The sequence below is a fragment of the Iodobacter ciconiae genome, assembly GCF_003952345.1.
GTDB classification, from domain to species: Bacteria; Pseudomonadota; Gammaproteobacteria; order Burkholderiales; family Chitinibacteraceae; genus Iodobacter; species Iodobacter ciconiae.
This window is the reverse complement of the sequence record NZ_CP034433.1, coordinates 2,695,556-2,710,897: the sequence shown is the minus strand read 5'-3', so window position 1 is coordinate 2,710,897 and position 15,342 is coordinate 2,695,556. Positions and strand designations below refer to the sequence as shown.

Here is a 15,342-nt window from a genome sequence, read left to right as displayed (position 1 = left end):
AAAGTTAATTTGTACATGTGCGGGGAGCTAAGCTTGGTTTAAGATGAAGAAACAATCCATATTGTAACTGGCTATGATCAAGAAAATACCCACGGAAGTGCTGAAGATCGGCATGTATATCCATGATCTGAATGTGGACTGGATGGATCATCCATTTTTGCGTAAGCAGTTTGTAGTAAAAACTGAGGATGATTTACAAAAGATTCTTGCTTCAGGCGCTCGCGAGGTTTACATCGATACCGAGCGCGGGCTTGATTATGCTCATGCACCTACTGTAGAAGAGGTGAATGCATCCATTGAAGCCGAAATGGTCAAGGTCGCTATTGCACCTGCTCCGGTTATCCAAGTCTCCACTACCGAGGAAATGAGTCGCGCTAAGCGGATTCATAAGCAGGCACATAATCTGGTGCGCACGGTTATGCAGGACGCGCGGATGGGCAAAGCGATTCAAATGGATGACGTGGAAGAAGTTGTTGAGGCTATTACTGATTCTATTTTGCGTAATAGCAGTGCTTTATTAGGCTTATCGGGAATTAAAGATAAAGACGAATATACTTTTTTACATTCGGTGAGCGTCTGTACTTTGATGGTGACGTTTACTAAAAGTATGAATTTTCCTGCCGAATTAATTCGGCAAGCCGGTATTGGCGGTTTATTGCACGATACAGGAAAAATTATGGTGCCCAATGAAATCTTAAATAAACCGGGACGCCTGACAGAAGCTGAATTTGAAATAATGCGCTCTCATCCAATGGAGGGCTTTAAGATATTGTCGCAGGTTGATTCAATTGGTGAAATTCCATTAGAAATTACACTTCACCATCATGAGCGCATGGATGGTAGTGGTTATCCGCATAAATTACCCGGTGAAAATATTACCCAATTAACACAAATGGCATCGGTGGTGGATGTTTATGATGCAATTACATCCGATCGTTGTTACCACACAGGCATGCCTCCATCGGAGGGTTTGAAAAAACTATGGGAATGGAGCAAATTTCACTTTAATCCAACACTGGTTCAAGCCTTTATGCGCACTGTAGGTATTTATCCTGTGGGCTCTCTGGTGAAATTGGAGTCAGGGCGTTTGGCGGTGGTGCTGGAGCAAAACGAAGGCAATTTATTAATGCCAAGAGTCAAAGCTATTTTTAGTACCAAGGCTAATACTTATATTCCGCCGGTGGAAATCGACTTATCAAGATCCATGGGGCTGGGCGGGGCAGACCGGATTATGGGGCATGAATTACCAGATAAATGGGGAATCGATATCACCCGCTTTCTTATCCCTCCTGGGTAAAAAGACAAAAAAGGTTTGTAGACACAGAGAGCGGGAAGTTAAAAAGCAGCACACAGAGAAACCACTAAGGGAGGTTCTGACTATTCAGTTTTATTGCTCTGACGGGAATTCAGTGTTTTCACCGGATCTCCGATAAATGCATTCGGAGATGACGACTTAAATATTCGAGATAAATAAACCTCAATCTTCTTTTATGAATTCTTGGTGTTCTGCTTTTTATCTCTGAGTGCTCTGTGCCTACAGAACCTGGGGTTTATATGTTTTTACTAAAGACCTTTTAGCTTCAGCATCCCATCCAATCGCCTCGCCATTGGCGTGCGCATCAGAAATAGCAATCCTAAAATAGCTGCGTAGATAAGAGGGGTTGTTAAATCCCGTTTTACCAGCCACAGATAATGCAGCACACCCAGGCCCGCAATCAGATAAACCAGCTTATGCAGGCGTTGCCACTGGCGCTTTAATTTGCGGATCGCCGCTTGATTCGATGTGGCGGCCAGTGGAATGAGCAAGACAAAAGCTAAAAACCCAACGCTAACAAAAGGGCGTTTGATCACGTCGTGCCAGATAGCGGCCGGGTCTAAGCCATGATCGAATGCAAAGAACGTCAGCGCGTGGATAAAGGCGTAAAAAAACACATAAAGCCCGAGCATACGGCGGTAAAGAAGCAGTTTTCCGTAGCCGCTAAGGCGGCGAAGCGGAGTAACTGCAAGGGTAATCAGCAGGAAATTCAGTGTCCATGTGCCGGTTTGCCGGGTTAAAAATTCAATTGGATTAATGGCTTGCCCTGTTGCAAATAAAATCCAGGCCATAGGCAGTAAACAGGTAATAAAGAGGATGGGTTTGCTAAAACGCATTGTGGCAAGCTCATAAAGTATGGGGTTAATGGTTTAGTCACGTGATACTGCTTAATCTGACATCCGGCCGGTATAATGCTCATCCTCGCATAAGGAAATAGCAATGTCGCAGAGCATTATTCACGCCGCACACCGTATTGTGGTGAAAGTTGGCTCCAGCCTGGTTACTAATGAAGGCCGTGGCCTCGATCACGCTGCCCTTTTGCGCTGGGCGCAGGAAATTGCCGAAGTCTCGAAAATGGGCAAACAGGTGGTGCTGGTTTCCTCAGGCGCCATTGCCGAAGGGGTGGCGCGTTTGGGCTGGTCGCAAAAACCGACGTCAGTGCACGAAAAACAGGCTGCTGCGGCGGTTGGGCAAATGGGGCTGTGCCAAGCTTATGAGAGTGCTTTTCGCGCTTACGGCTTGAAAACAGCACAAATTCTGCTGACACATGAAGATCTGGCCGATCGTACCCGCTATCTAAATGCCCGCTCAACCTTGATGACTTTACTGAATCTGGGCGTGATTCCCATCATCAATGAAAATGATACGGTGGTTACCGCCGAAATTAAATTTGGCGATAACGATACCCTGGGTGCTTTGGTGACCAATCTGATCGAAGGCGATGCGCTGATTATTCTCACTGATCAAACCGGGCTTTATACAGCGGACCCCCGCTCCAATCCTGATGCCAGGCTGGTTAAAGAGGCAGAAGCAGGGAACGCCAGCCTGGAAGATATGGCGGGCGGCGCAGGATCCAGCGTGGGCACGGGCGGCATGTATACCAAGATTATTGCTGCCAAGCGTGCTGCCAGAAGTGGCGCGTCAACCGTGATTGCTTGCGGACGGGAGCCGGATGTCTTAGCGCGTCTTGCCCGGGGTGAGCGGATTGGTACCCAGTTAACTGCCCAATCAACACCGCTCGCGGCCAAAAAACAATGGATTGCTGATCATCTGCAGCTTAAAGGTAGTGTGGTGCTGGATGCAGGGGCAGTACGGGCGCTGCGTTTACAGGGCTCCAGCCTGTTGCCAATTGGTGTAAAAGAAGCGCTTGGTGATTTTCTGCGTGGCGATGTGGTGAGCTGTGTGGATGCCAGTGGCTTAGAAATTGCCCGTGGTCTGGCCAATTACAGTGCTGCCGAAACCCGCCGCATTATGTGCTTACCCACAGGGCAGATCGAGGCTACCCTGGGGTATATCGATGAATCAGAGCTGATTCATCGCGACAATATGGTGTTGATGGGGGGGTAATTTGTGAGGGCAAAGCCTGCCCTCCATTTTGCGCCTAGCGAACTATCTTCGGTAGTTCGTTCGATGTCATTGAGTTAACGATGTTTTCTACCGTGGTTGGCGCGTCTCCCCAGCAAAACTCTTTGGCCAGTTTGTATTGATAGCCATTGCGTTTGCCTTTAAAAATCGCCTCCCACGGGCGGTTGAGGTTTTGCCATTGATTGCCGCTTAAGTAGGCATAGCTGCGATATTGATTGGTTTTGCAATCAATTCCCTCAAAGCTGACATTTCTCACCTTGCTACCCTTGCTGGTTACGGCGGCTGCATAGCGAATAATGTCATCTTCTCCGACCACAATACTATCGAGTGCAACTTCAAATTTATTCATTCTGGAGTCGTAGTTAGCACTAAATTCCTGCCATTTTTGAAGCTTTTCCGGGTCTGCTCTGGTGAATTCTTTTTCTTGCGGGATGGGCTGTGGCGTCTCTTTTAGCAGGTGTGAGAAAGTTGTTCCGCTATTGCGCTCTACGCCCGGTGGCGGGGCATTGCTGTATTCGGATGCACTGGCAAGATTTGGCAGGGCCAGCAGGGCGACTAGAAGAAAACGTTGCATATTGATCCTTAAACAATAATTTAAAGCGTGCCCGTCAGGCCCCGCTGGTGTTTTTTTGCCGCTGTGTTTGGTGCAACGCAGGAGCCAAACGGATGTCAGCAGAGCCTAGTGTGGGATGCGGCGGATAGGAATACTACGCGTGGGGCGAATACTAAACCATGTAGCCTGCAGGGTAATATGTTGGATATCGTAATGCTCGCCCAGCATGTGGTTGATGTGCTGAAGCTGCAAGGGCCAGGTTTCAGGCTTTTCAATCACGATATGCGCTGATAATGCCACTTTGCCACCCGATATATTCCAGATATGCAGATCATTGACCTGCACCACCCCTTTTTCTGCCGCCAGTGCATTGCCAATTTCTTCTAAATTCAAGTGCTGCGGTACACCTTCCATTAAAACATGGGTTGCCTGGCGGAGCAGGTTCCAGGTCGAGCGCAAAATCAGCATGGAAACGACAACCGATAAAATCGGATCAATCGCTTGCCAGCCGGTAAAGTAAATCACTGCACCTGCGGTGATGGCCGCTACAGACCCCAGTAAATCACCCAGCACATGAATCATTGCCGCACGGCTGTTCATATTGTCGTGATCATGCGAGAGCTGCCAGGCGGAGATGATATTTACGACCAGCCCGATCACCGCAATAATCATCACGCCCATGCCGTTGATTGGCTGCGGGGCGAGCAGACGGCTCACCGCTTCGACCACAATCCATACCACCAGGGCAATCATGGCAAGGCTGTTGATGAGTGCGCCTATCACTTCGGCACGGGCATAGCCATAGGAGTTAGCGGTGTTGGCAGGGCGCTGGCCGATAATATTGGCGATCAGGGCAAGGAGCAGTGCGGCAGTATCGGTAAACATGTGGCCTGCATCTGAAATCAGCGCCAGCGAGCCGGTCATTACACCGCCAATTAATTCAATGATGCCAAAGCCACCCGTGATGATCAGAGCCAGTAACAGCCTTTTTTGCGAGCTGGGCTTGCCGTGATCGTGGTGATGATGGGCGTGATCAAAGCTGTGATCGTGGTGCTCATTATGCCCGCCGGGCTGATCATGGGGGTGATCGTGCTGATGTGGCATCTTACTTTTCCTGACGTATCGTTATCTGGAAGCCTTGATCGCTTGCTAGGGAGATGCTGGCTTGGTGTAACTCGGCAATTCTGTATACGATTGATAAGCCCAGCCCTGCACCTGTCTGGTTTTGCCCGGGCGGGCGGTAAAAACGCTCTCCCAGGCGTGTTAATACTTCGGGTGGAACGCCGGGGCCATCATCGCTGATGCAGATACTATTTTGATTGAGTCTGAGCGTAATTGCTGCATTTTCTCCGGCATAACGCCTGGCATTATCAAGTAAGTTGCGAAGCAGCAGAGCCAGTAATCCGGCATGCCCCCGCCAGGGGTAAACGTTTTCCGTTTGCAAACAGCTTTGCTCCAGTCCTGCGTCTTGCAGTGCTTGCCTGGCAAGCTGCTCCATATCAATATTGAGCCCGGTTTCTATCGCTGCGTAGTCCAGCCTTGCCATTTCTAATAGCTGAGCCACCAAATGGGTGCTGCGATCTACACCCAGCAGGGCCTGTTTTAATGCTTTTTCGCGGGCGGCCGGGCGTGGGCTGCTCTGGGCCAGCTCGATTTGTACGCGTAATCCAGCCAGAGGTGTGCGAAGCTCGTGTGCGGCATCGGCAGTAAAGCGCCGCTCTTTTTCCAGTGTGGCGCTTACCTGTGCAAAGAGTGTATTGAGGCGATTGCGCAGTGGTGCAATTTCACGCGGCACAGGCAAAGTGAGTGCTTCCAGATTATCGGGGGCGCGGCGGGCAAGTTCGGCATCGACCGCTTTGAGTGGCAACAGACCATGGCGGATGGCCAGCAGTAAGAGCGGTAGTAAAATAGCCAGGGCCAGCCCGGCCGTCAGGCCAACATAGGCCACAATTTCGTCAATCAGTTTGTCACGCTTTTGGTGAGGCTCGCCGACAATGAGCTGACGTTCATCATCCTGACGAACTGCGATTTCCCAGTGGTTGCCATCGAGTTCAATGGTCTGGGTTTTTTTTTCTGGTTTTTCCTGAAAAGGCAGGGCGTGTTCACTGCTGGACAGAAGTAATTGTCCGCTATGGCTATAGAGGCTGAATGCAACCCGGGGCAGATGGTCGGGTTTTCGGAGCGGGCTAAATTGTAAGTCATCGTCATCCCCCAGACTTTGCCATAGCAGATCGGTGTAAACGTAGAGCTGTTTATCCAGTAATTCACTGATTTCATCGTGGGTTTCATACAGCAGCACGGCGCTAAACGCTGCCCAGGTTAGCGAGGTGAGCAGCAGCACCAGCAGGGTAAGCCGAGTGGCAAGTGAAGCGCTTTGCAGCCAGTTTTTCATTCTTTTTCTTCCAGCCGCCATCCCAGATTACGCGCATTGCGAATTACTACATTGCTTAGTTTTTTGCGTAAATGCGAGAGATGTACATCCAGTGTGTTGCTTTCAATATCTTGCTGCCAGCCGTAAAGTTTTTCTTCAAACTGAGGGCGCGATAAATAATGAGGATGATTAGCCATCAAAAGGTGCAGCAGGCGGTACTCCATTGCGGTTAGATTAAGTATCTGGCCTGCCTGCTGTACCGATTGATGTACGGGGTCGAGCACCAGATCCTGCCAGCATAGCTCGCCATCGTGTTTGCCTTTGCCTCGGCGCACCAGGGCACGTACCCGTGCGCAGAGCTCCCCCAGGGCAAAGGGTTTGATCAGGTAATCGTCCGCCCCTGCATCCAGGCCTTTGATCCGGTCTTCAATGCTGTCTCTGGCGGTGAGCAGCAGCACCGGCAGATGGGCGCGCTCACGGCGTATCCATGCTAAAAGTTGCAAACCATCCATGCGTGGCAAGCCGATATCAAGCACCACGCCATCGAAGCTGTGTTCGGTCATTAAGGCCAGCCTTGCCGATTCCCCGTCTTTTAGCCAGTCGACGACAAAACCCGCATCACTTAAGCCTTCGGCAATGCCATCGCCCAGGAGGGCGTCATCTTCAACCAGTAGTAAGCGCATGGATATCCTTATGTGGTTTGGGCAAGGGAAACCCGGGCCTGACCGGCAAAATTTTTTGGAGTGAGTTTTGATCGATAGCCAAATTCTGAACCTCAGAGAAAAATGCAGGGCATAAAGCGCACAGAGAAAACCGGGTAGTCTCTGTTTTTCTCTGTGAAATATTGCGCTCTTCAGGGTTCTAATACTTTGGCCGCTTTAAAGCTGAAGTACTTTAAATAAGCAGGGATGCTCAGCTATTTTCCTCTGCCGGTGCTTCTGCCCTTTTATAACCGTGCACCATGGCTGCAGGCAGATTTTCCTTATGTCGCCAGCTTTCTAAAAGTGCTGCTGCAATGTGTAGACCCACGCCGCCCAAAAGTATGTAAGCCAGCGTGCCATGTAATTCTTCCAGCCATTCTTCGCCAAAAAAAGCATCTGTTCCCATCATATAGCCTGTGCCCCCCATGGCGAGGGTCATGATCAGTAAAAACAGCATCATGACCGCCCCTGCCGGGTTATGGCCAAGAAAACGCGGGTGCTGGCCCCGGCGCATGGCTTGTAAATAGGGAATGACGCGTTTGGGGGTAGGAAACCAGTCGCTAAAGCGGGCATGGCGGCTGCCGATAAATCCCCAGATTATGCGGGTGCATACAATACCCAGCGCCGTATAGCCTTCCCAGCGGTGCCAGATCGCGCCTTCTTCGTTTAGAAAATTACCTAACACCGCAATAGCGAGGCTCCAGTGCAAAATGCGCACGAGCGGGTCCCATACTTTAACTCGATTCATTCGGATCCTTCTTGCTACTTAAGTAAAGCCAGCGTATGCATTTTTCAGGGGAGGCTCTAGCGAAAGCCCGGTCAGGCATTTGCAGCCGGAATCATTACCGTTACTTAAACGGAGAGGAAGTGGGAAGTGCCCACCCCTCTTGATCTGCCCGTATTAAATTAATCACCAATTTCGGATTTGACGATTTCCAGTGTTTTGGTATCGAAATAGACTTCGGCTTTTTTGCCTTCTTTATTCCAGCCGTAGATTTCGTAGCATTGGCCGGATGTTTTGAATTTTTTGATTTTGTAACCCATGGCTACAATCTTGCTCTGAGCATCACTTGAGCTGAGCCACTCAGCTTTAGGGTGCGGTGTGCAATTGGCGCTGGCCATGGACAGGGAAGAAGCCGCGAGGGTGGCAAGGGCAAGCAGGGTCGTGATTTTCATAATAATTCCTTAGTGGTGGAGTGATGAAGAGCTTGCATTTCAACACAGCATCATTAAGCGAGACTTAAGTTTGGGTACCTAAAAAATATATTTTGTTAAAGCAGGCCCTGTTCTCAGGCCGGGGGTTGATGGTCTAAATCCGGTCTTTGAGACGGATCAAGGTGGGTCATTAAATTGAGCACCCGGTGCCGCTGCATAACGCGTTGCCGGGCGCCTACGGCAATATCGTGGCCCGCTTCTACGGTAATGAGTGCTTCTACTTCGAGATGGGCATCCACCACAATCATGTCACCCATTTTACGCGTGCGCAGGTCATGCACGCCCAGTACGCCTGGCGTAGTTAACAGTGTTTGCCTGATGGCCTGAACTTCATCATCGTCGGCGGCTCTGTCCATTAAGTCATGCAGCGCATCCCAGCTGAATTGCCAGCCCATTTTACTGATCATAAAGCCGACTAAGAGCGCCGCAATCGGGTCCAGAATAGGGTAGCCAAGCAGATTACCGATAATGCCCAAGCTAACGACCAGCGATGATGCCGCATCCGAGCGGGCGTGCCAGGCGTTGGCTACCAACATGCTGGATTTCACCCGTTTGGCCACGCTGAGCATGTATCTGAACAGCAGTTCTTTAGAGATTAGTGCCGCGCCCGCTACCCATAGCGCGACAACGTGCACTTTCTGGATAGTTTCAGGAGCTTCCAGCTTATTGAATGCAGCCCAAAGCATGCCAATGCCCACGGCCAGTAAAATCAGGCCAATAATCAGTGAGGCGGCAGTTTCAAAACGCTGGTGCCCATAGGGGTGGTCTTCATCTGCGTCTTTTTTGCTGTGATGACTGGCAAAGAGCACCACTCCATCGGATACCAGATCAGAGAGTGAGTGAATCCCGTCAGCGATCAGTGCCTGTGAGTGGGCAAATAGCCCGATCACAACCTGTGCACTGGCCAGAATAATATTGACGATTACGCTGACCCACGTACTGCGGGTGGCTGCCGAGGTATGTTTGTGCACTTCGGAGGTGGGATCGGTATGGGGCATTGTTTATCCTTTATGGCAGGACGGCTGCTGTCTGTTTCTACTCAAAGCGGTGGGTTTATTTAGTACTATTTTTACATAAATATTTTGTAAGAAATTTGTAAATAGTAAAAGAGAGAAGCCGGGGCAACTGCCCATGTAAAAAGTGCAACTTTGCACCGCGGCAAAATTGCACTGAGTTGTAGTTATAACAATGGTACAGCGCACGGTAAAAATGTGGCTGGCTGTTCCCCTGTTTTGAAATAAAGTATCAATGATCGATTTTGGAGCGCACAACGGCCAGGGTTTTTGGATCGAAGTAAACATCCACTTTCTGGCCGTTTTTATCCCAGCCCTCAATTTTGTAGCAATTGCCAGACTCTTTGAATTCTTTCACTTTGTAGCCCATGGCAACGATTTTGGCGTGAGCATCGCTGCCAGCCACCCATTCTGTTTTAGAGTGGGTGGTGCAGAGGTAATCGCTGTCAGCTATGGCTAGCGAAGAAATGGCTAATGTGGCAATAGTCAGTAAGTGAGCGATTTTCATGCTGTTTCTCTTAGTGATGTGAATGAATGAAGGCATTTAATCACAGGACGATGAAGCCAGACTTAAGCGCGTGCTAAATGGTTTTGTGATGGTATTTGTTCACTAAAGAAGATTCTATTTACCGCGTCGGTGGCCTTCTCCTGCACACGATTGCAGCAGGGCTTGACTAGCTTGCTACAATGGGGGTCTTTTGTCCGGAGTCAGCCATGTCCAGCCGCCCAGAGCACCAGCAAGCCGCTGATTTAAGCGGCCTGAACTGCCCTTTGCCCATCTTGCGTACCAAAAAGGCTCTTGCCACGATGCAAAGTGGTGAAGTGCTGCATGTGATTTGTACCGATCCTGCGACGCCGGCAGATTTCACTGCTTTTTGCCGCCAGACAGGACATGAGCTCATTGAGACCTGGCCGCAAGATGGTAAATTTCTATTTTTGATTCGTAAACGTTAAAAAAACAATAAAACTATTTATAAATATTGAGAATCACTATATGAGCAAATCAATCACCATTATTCGCCCTGATGACTGGCACTTGCATCTGCGTGATGGCAGTTTAATGGCTGCTGTCTTACCGCATACTGCTAAAGAATTTGCCCGCGCAATTGTCATGCCTAATTTAAAACCACCTGTTACAACGGTGGATGCCGCATTTGCTTATCGGCAAAGAATTTTAGAAGCACTGCCTGCAGGTGCGCAGTTTGATCCCCTGATGGTGCTGTATTTAACCGATCATTTAACGGCCGAAGAAGTTGCTAAAGCCAAGCAAAGTGGCTTTGTTAAAGCGGTGAAGCTTTATCCGGCGGGCGCTACGACCAATTCGGATTCTGGCGTAACTAATTTTGATAAAGTGATGCCCGCCTTAGAGAAAATGGCCGAGCTGGGTTTGCCATTTTTGGTGCACGGTGAGGTGACTGATCCGCAGATAGATGTATTTGATCGTGAAGCGGCATTTATTGATAGCGTGCTGATGGTGCTGCAACAAAGATTGCCTAAGTTAAAAATTGTGTTTGAACATATCACCACCAAACAAGCGGCTGAATATGTGCTGAAAGCGGGCCCGAATATCGCCGCCACGGTGACACCGCAGCACCTATTAATGAACCGCAATGCGCTGTTTACCGGCGGAATTCGTCCTCACCATTATTGTTTGCCAGTACTTAAGCGTGAAGAACATCGCCGTGCGCTGCTGGCTGCGGTGACATCCGGCAGCAAGAAATTCTTCCTGGGAACCGACAGCGCGCCTCACGCCAGGCACACCAAAGAAGCCGCCTGTGGCTGTGCGGGTATTTATTCCGCTCATGCGGCTCTGGCCTTATATGCTGAAGCGTTTGAATCGGTGGGTGCGCTTGATTTATTAGAGGCTTTTGCATCTAAAAACGGGCCGGCTTTTTATGGTTTACCTGAAAACACGGATACAGTAACGCTGGTTAAAGAAAGCTGGACCGTGCCTGCAAGTTATCCATTTGGCGAACACAATGTCGTGCCTTTACGTGCTGGGGAAGAAATCCATTGGAAGCTGATTTGAAAACGATGTTGCTTAGCAGGGCAGTGAGCAAACCCGGCTGGTGGATATTTGGTATAGCGATGCTTGCCGCTGCCTGGTGGGGGCAGCCGTTGGTTGATTCGGCTCATTTTGAAAATCATTTTTTTGGTGTGTTCTGGTATTCCATGATCGTTCTGGGGCTGATGTTCTGGGTGATGCCTGCTGAGCAATACACTGACGGCACTATTTTGGAGCGGCGCATCATGCTGCTGGGGCTTGTGCCAGTATGGAAAAAAAGCGAGCTTGTGAGCGCTTTTGAGCAGGTAGAACTGACGCAAGAGCCCAATGTTTTTGGCAAGGATAGCGTTTGGCTCAGCCTGATTAATAGCGAAGATGGCGAAATTTCCCGTCGTTTTGTATTTGCTTATTTTCCTGCCAGCCAGCGTGGAATCGCTAAAGCGCAGCAAATGGCCGGTGATTTATCACAAATAAGTGGATTGCCGTTTGCACAGGCAGCCGCTGAGGTGTGATAATCCGCCTCTGCGGAGCAGGCCAGACAGTCGCTGCCATACTTTTAGGGTATGGGGGAGGAAAGTCCGGGCTCCATAGGGCAGGATGCCGGTTAACGGCCGGGCGTTGCAAGGCGACGGAAAGTGCAACAGAGAGCTGAACCGCCGATGGCCCAAGTTGAAAGCCTTTATTGATACAAGGCCGGATTGGGATCAGGTAAGGGTGAAAAGGTGTTCCCGTCAGGGATGCAGGCCGCAAGGTCTGCCGGTAAGAGCGCACCGCGGACGTGGTAACACGGACGGCAGGGTAAACCCCATCCGGAGCAAGACCAAGCAGTAGACGTTGAGGTGGCCCGCCGAGTCTACGGGTAGGTTGCACGAGCCCAGCAGCAATGCTGGGCCTAGAGGAATGACTGTCACCTTGGGGTAACTCAAGGCTACAAAACCCGGCTTATCGGTCGGCTCCGCAACCCCATTAGTAAGAAAGCCGATCCCAAAAAAAAGGATCGGCTTTTTTGCGTTTGAAAACTCTGCTTGCCAGATTCAAATCTGGAATCCAAAAGGCAGGGAAAAGCCAATTGTATTGATTTAAAAATAAAATAAGAATTGTTTTTATTCTGATGCTTGCAAGTGCGCCGGATTAAGCAATGAATTTAAAATATGATCCTGCCATATTCCGGCAATTTTTAAGTAAGAGCGGGCATAGCCTTCTTTCTCAAAGCCCAGGCGTTGCAAGAGTTTGGCGCTACGCAGATTATGCGGCAAATGGTTGGCCATTATCCGGTGTAAATCTTGAGTGCTGAAAAGATGCCCGATGGCAGCGTCAAGTGCTTCTTTCATCAGCCCTTTGCCTTCTGCCGATGCTGCAAGCGAATAGCCCAGATGGCAGGCCATAAAAGAGCCACGGACAATATTGCTAAAGCTGCATTGCCCTAACATTTCATCCTGCTGTTTATCCAGTAACACCCAATGAATGGCTGAGCCTTGCTGGTACTGCAGGCGGGCGTTTTCTAAGCGGAGCTGCCAGGCAAAGGGGGTAAAGAAATCCTCATCCCTTTGCGGGTCCCAAGGGGCAAGATGGCTGCGATTTTTTTGCTGAAAGCCGGCCCAGAGCGCGGCTTGTGCCGGCTCTGCCAGCACAAGCCTTAAGCGTTGAGTTTCGAGCTGTGCAGGTTCTGGTACTTTTCGAAAGATATTTTTTAACACCAGGCTCATAAGGCATCTTGCGGGTTATTGGCGTGTAGTCTGGTTTCCAGCTCGCTGATCCGGGCTTCTAATTCATGCATTTTTTCGCGTGTGCGAGCCAGTACCTCTTGCTGGATTTCGAATTCTTCCCGGGTGACTAAATCCATTTTGGTAAAGGCCGATGCCATCATGGCACGGGCGTTTTTTTCCATATCTTTGGCTGGGCTGGCGGCAATTGCCTCGGTGATTTTGCTGGCGATTTCATCAAAAAATTTATCTTTAAGCATGTTAAATATCCTCAGTGTTGTTACTGCACCGTATGCCGGTGGCGGCTCATCCCTGGCCCGTTGTTCTAAGAGCTTACTCTGTGCTGTGTTCAGGGCTTTCGTCTGAAAACGGGGTCAGTTTGATCTTTAAGTTTAGCAGAAGCTTGCCATTTTTAGATCGCACTACTCTGGTGCAAATTTAAGTTGCAGTGCACCATGAAACGTCTATTGTTGGAGCATCACCTGCTTGCTTAGTTGTTAACTTTATGAAAACAGAGCGTTTTTTTGTTTGGCACACTTTGTGCTAATCCATGAGCGTCCCCACCTTTTATAAGGAGCACCCCATGAAATTCGTGTCTGCGATTATTAAGCCGTTCAAGCTCGATGAGGTTCGCGAAGCATTGTCGGAAATTGGCGTTCAGGGCTTAACCGTAACCGAAGTGAAAGGTTTTGGTCGCCAGAAAGGGCACACCGAGCTTTATCGTGGTGCCGAATATGTGGTGGATTTTCTGCCCAAGGTAAAAGTGGAAGTGGCTATTGCTGATGACCAGCTGGAGCAAACGCTGGAAGTTATCGAAAAGGCAGCCAACACCGGCAAGATTGGCGATGGCAAAATTTTTGTATTTGATCTGCAGCACGTGGTGCGGATTCGTACGGGTGAAACGGGCGAAGACGCCATCTGATTGAACTTTGCTGGAGAGAGATGATGAAAAAATTGTTTACAGCATTTGCCCTCGGTGCGGTCTCGGCACAAGGTTTTGCCGTCGAAATTGCAGCATCTGCACCGGTTGCCATCGTGGATACCATCAATAAAGGGGACAACGCGTGGATGTTTATTTCCACCGCGCTGGTTATTTTGATGTCCATCCCAGGTCTGGCGCTATTTTACGGTGGCCTGGTTCGCTCTAAAAATATGTTGTCGGTGCTGATGCAGGTGTTTTCTGTATTTGCAATGATTTCAGTGCTGTGGGTAGTCTATGGCTATTCGCTGGCGTTTACTGAAGGCAATGCTTTCTTTGGCTCGTTCAGCAAAGTGATGCTCAAAGGGGTAACGCCGGATTCGATTGCGGCCACTTTTACTAAGGGTGTCGGTATTTCCGAGCTGATTTATGTGGTTTTCCAAGGTGCATTTGCAGCCATTACCTGTGGCCTGATTGTGGGGGCATTTGCCGAGCGGGTTAAGTTTGCTGCGGTGATGGCCTTTTGTGCAATCTGGTTTACTTTCTCCTACCTGCCGATGGCTCATATGGTCTGGTACTGGACTGGCCCTGATGCGTACCTCACGCAAGCTGCGGCAGATGCGGCAACCGCCACGGCTGGTTTCTTATTCCAAAAAGGTGCGCTGGATTTTGCGGGTGGTACGGTGGTGCACATCAATGCTGCGGTTGCAGGTTTGGTCGGGGCATTTATGGTGGGCAAACGCATTGGCTTTGGCCGTGAAGCCATGACACCGCATAGCTTAACCATGACTATGATTGGCGCTTCATTGCTGTGGTTTGGCTGGTTTGGTTTTAATGCCGGATCGGCTCTGGAAGCCAATGGTGTGGCGGCTCTGGCATTTATTAATACATGGCTGGCAACAGCGGCAGCAACAATGTCTTGGCTGCTGGCGGAGTGGGTGCTTAAAGGTAAGCCTTCATTACTGGGCGCGGCTTCAGGTGCGGTTGCTGGTCTGGTGGCGATTACCCCGGCATGCGGCTTTGTGGGTGTAGGCGGTGCTTTAGTGATTGGCTTACTGGCAGGCGTGATTTGCCTGTGGGGCGTGCATGGTTTGAAGCGTTTATTGGGTGTGGACGATGCGCTGGATGTGTTTGGTGTGCATGGCGTGGGTGGAGTTTTAGGGGCCATTCTGACCGGTGTATTTGCTGCGCCAGATTTGGGCGGCACGGGCATCTGGGATTATGTGAGCAATAAAGTAGCTGCTGATTATTCGATTCTTGCTCAGGTAAAAATACAAGCTATCGGCGTAGGCACAACTTTGCTATGGTCGGCGGTGGTTTCAATTATTGCCTTTAAGCTGGTTGATCTGGTGATTGGCCTGCGTGTACCGGAAGAAGAAGAGCGCGAAGGTCTGGATGTGACCAGCCACGGTGAAAAGGCATATAATCTATAGCTTATATAGATAAAGTCCCAAGGCCATCT

18 protein-coding genes and 1 other RNA gene are annotated in these 15,342 nt (G+C 49.8%); 8 read left to right on the top strand and 11 right to left on the bottom strand.

Annotated features, from left to right (window positions below; genetic code table 11):
- The first annotated feature begins 73 nt into the window (after positions 1-73).
- Positions 74-1,297 carry an HD-GYP domain-containing protein gene (locus tag EJO50_RS11885; RefSeq protein WP_125974418.1) on the top strand — a complete coding sequence of 408 codons (1,224 nt, stop codon included), beginning with the start codon at positions 74-76 and terminating at the stop codon, positions 1,295-1,297.
- Between the two features lie 266 nt (positions 1,298-1,563).
- Here the strand turns inward: EJO50_RS11885 and msrQ are convergent, their stop codons facing one another.
- Complete coding sequence (gene msrQ, locus EJO50_RS11880; RefSeq protein WP_125974416.1) at positions 1,564-2,151, bottom strand: protein-methionine-sulfoxide reductase heme-binding subunit MsrQ; 588 nt, start codon at positions 2,149-2,151, stop codon at positions 1,564-1,566.
- Positions 2,152-2,254: 103 nt separating this feature from the next.
- Here msrQ and proB point away from each other — a divergent pair, with 103 nt between their 5' ends.
- Positions 2,255-3,382, top strand: coding sequence for a glutamate 5-kinase (gene proB / locus EJO50_RS11875; protein ID WP_125974414.1), 1,128 nt, complete (start codon positions 2,255-2,257; stop codon positions 3,380-3,382).
- Between the two features lie 34 nt (positions 3,383-3,416).
- On the opposite strand, the gene EJO50_RS11870 is transcribed toward proB, so the two are convergent.
- The 8 genes from EJO50_RS11870 to EJO50_RS11835 all read right to left on the bottom strand — a co-directional run bounded on the left by EJO50_RS11870 (position 3,417) and on the right by EJO50_RS11835 (position 9,761).
- Entirely contained in the window at positions 3,417-3,974 is a 558-nt protein-coding gene (locus EJO50_RS11870) for a CNP1-like family protein (RefSeq protein ID WP_125974412.1), read from the bottom strand.
- A gap of 105 nt (positions 3,975-4,079) precedes the next feature.
- A complete protein-coding gene (locus EJO50_RS11865; RefSeq protein WP_125974410.1) occupies positions 4,080-5,057 on the bottom strand; it encodes a cation diffusion facilitator family transporter in 978 nt (325 codons plus the stop codon).
- Between the two features lies 1 nt (position 5,058).
- The gene (locus tag EJO50_RS11860) at positions 5,059-6,345 is read right to left on the bottom strand and encodes an ATP-binding protein (RefSeq protein WP_164521496.1); all 1,287 of its coding nucleotides are present in this window, start codon (positions 6,343-6,345) and stop codon (positions 5,059-5,061) included.
- The gene (locus EJO50_RS11855; RefSeq protein ID WP_125974406.1) at positions 6,342-7,007 is read right to left on the bottom strand and encodes a response regulator; all 666 of its coding nucleotides are present in this window, start codon (positions 7,005-7,007) and stop codon (positions 6,342-6,344) included. Before EJO50_RS11855 ends, EJO50_RS11860 begins: the two co-directional genes overlap by 4 nt.
- A gap of 229 nt (positions 7,008-7,236) precedes the next feature.
- A complete protein-coding gene (locus EJO50_RS11850) occupies positions 7,237-7,773 on the bottom strand; it encodes a cytochrome b/b6 domain-containing protein (RefSeq protein WP_125974404.1) in 537 nt (178 codons plus the stop codon).
- 158 nt (positions 7,774-7,931) lie between these two features.
- Entirely contained in the window at positions 7,932-8,201 is a 270-nt protein-coding gene (locus EJO50_RS11845) for a PepSY domain-containing protein (protein WP_206434379.1), read from the bottom strand.
- A gap of 113 nt (positions 8,202-8,314) precedes the next feature.
- Positions 8,315-9,238: a cation diffusion facilitator family transporter gene (locus EJO50_RS11840; protein WP_125974400.1), complete on the bottom strand. Its 924-nt coding sequence runs from the start codon at positions 9,236-9,238 to the stop codon at positions 8,315-8,317.
- A 247-nt stretch (positions 9,239-9,485) separates the two neighbouring features.
- Positions 9,486-9,761 (bottom strand): PepSY domain-containing protein, encoded by a 276-nt coding sequence (locus tag EJO50_RS11835; RefSeq protein WP_125974398.1) that lies wholly within the window; start codon positions 9,759-9,761, stop codon positions 9,486-9,488.
- 206 nt (positions 9,762-9,967) lie between these two features.
- On the opposite strand from EJO50_RS11835, the gene EJO50_RS11830 reads away from it, so the two are divergent.
- The 4 genes from EJO50_RS11830 to rnpB all read left to right on the top strand — a co-directional run bounded on the left by EJO50_RS11830 (position 9,968) and on the right by rnpB (position 12,219).
- A complete protein-coding gene (locus EJO50_RS11830; RefSeq protein ID WP_125974396.1) occupies positions 9,968-10,207 on the top strand; it encodes a sulfurtransferase TusA family protein in 240 nt (79 codons plus the stop codon).
- A gap of 40 nt (positions 10,208-10,247) precedes the next feature.
- On the top strand, positions 10,248-11,282 hold the full coding sequence (pyrC, locus tag EJO50_RS11825; RefSeq protein WP_125974394.1) for a dihydroorotase: 1,035 nt from the start codon (positions 10,248-10,250) through the stop codon (positions 11,280-11,282).
- Entirely contained in the window at positions 11,279-11,770 is a 492-nt protein-coding gene (locus EJO50_RS11820; RefSeq protein ID WP_125974392.1) for a hypothetical protein, read from the top strand. The genes pyrC and EJO50_RS11820 overlap by 4 nt, the downstream gene beginning before the upstream one ends.
- Positions 11,771-11,784: 14 nt before the next feature.
- An RNA gene (gene rnpB / locus EJO50_RS11815) (RNase P RNA component class A) lies at positions 11,785-12,219 on the top strand.
- Between the two features lie 142 nt (positions 12,220-12,361).
- Here the strand turns inward: rnpB and rimJ are convergent.
- Positions 12,362-12,964, bottom strand: a complete 603-nt coding sequence (gene rimJ / locus EJO50_RS11810) for a ribosomal protein S5-alanine N-acetyltransferase (RefSeq protein WP_125974390.1) — start codon at positions 12,962-12,964, stop codon at positions 12,362-12,364.
- Entirely contained in the window at positions 12,961-13,221 is a 261-nt protein-coding gene (locus tag EJO50_RS11805) for an accessory factor UbiK family protein (protein WP_125974388.1), read from the bottom strand. The genes rimJ and EJO50_RS11805 overlap by 4 nt, the downstream gene beginning before the upstream one ends.
- Before the next feature lie 323 nt (positions 13,222-13,544).
- Here EJO50_RS11805 and glnK point away from each other — a divergent pair, with 323 nt between their 5' ends.
- Together glnK and amt are read left to right on the top strand one after the other, a co-directional pair.
- Entirely contained in the window at positions 13,545-13,883 is a 339-nt protein-coding gene (glnK, locus tag EJO50_RS11800; protein WP_125974386.1) for a P-II family nitrogen regulator, read from the top strand.
- A gap of 20 nt (positions 13,884-13,903) precedes the next feature.
- Positions 13,904-15,313 carry an ammonium transporter gene (amt, locus tag EJO50_RS11795; RefSeq protein WP_125974384.1) on the top strand — a complete coding sequence of 470 codons (1,410 nt, stop codon included), beginning with the start codon at positions 13,904-13,906 and terminating at the stop codon, positions 15,311-15,313.
- Positions 15,314-15,342 lie beyond the last annotated feature (29 nt).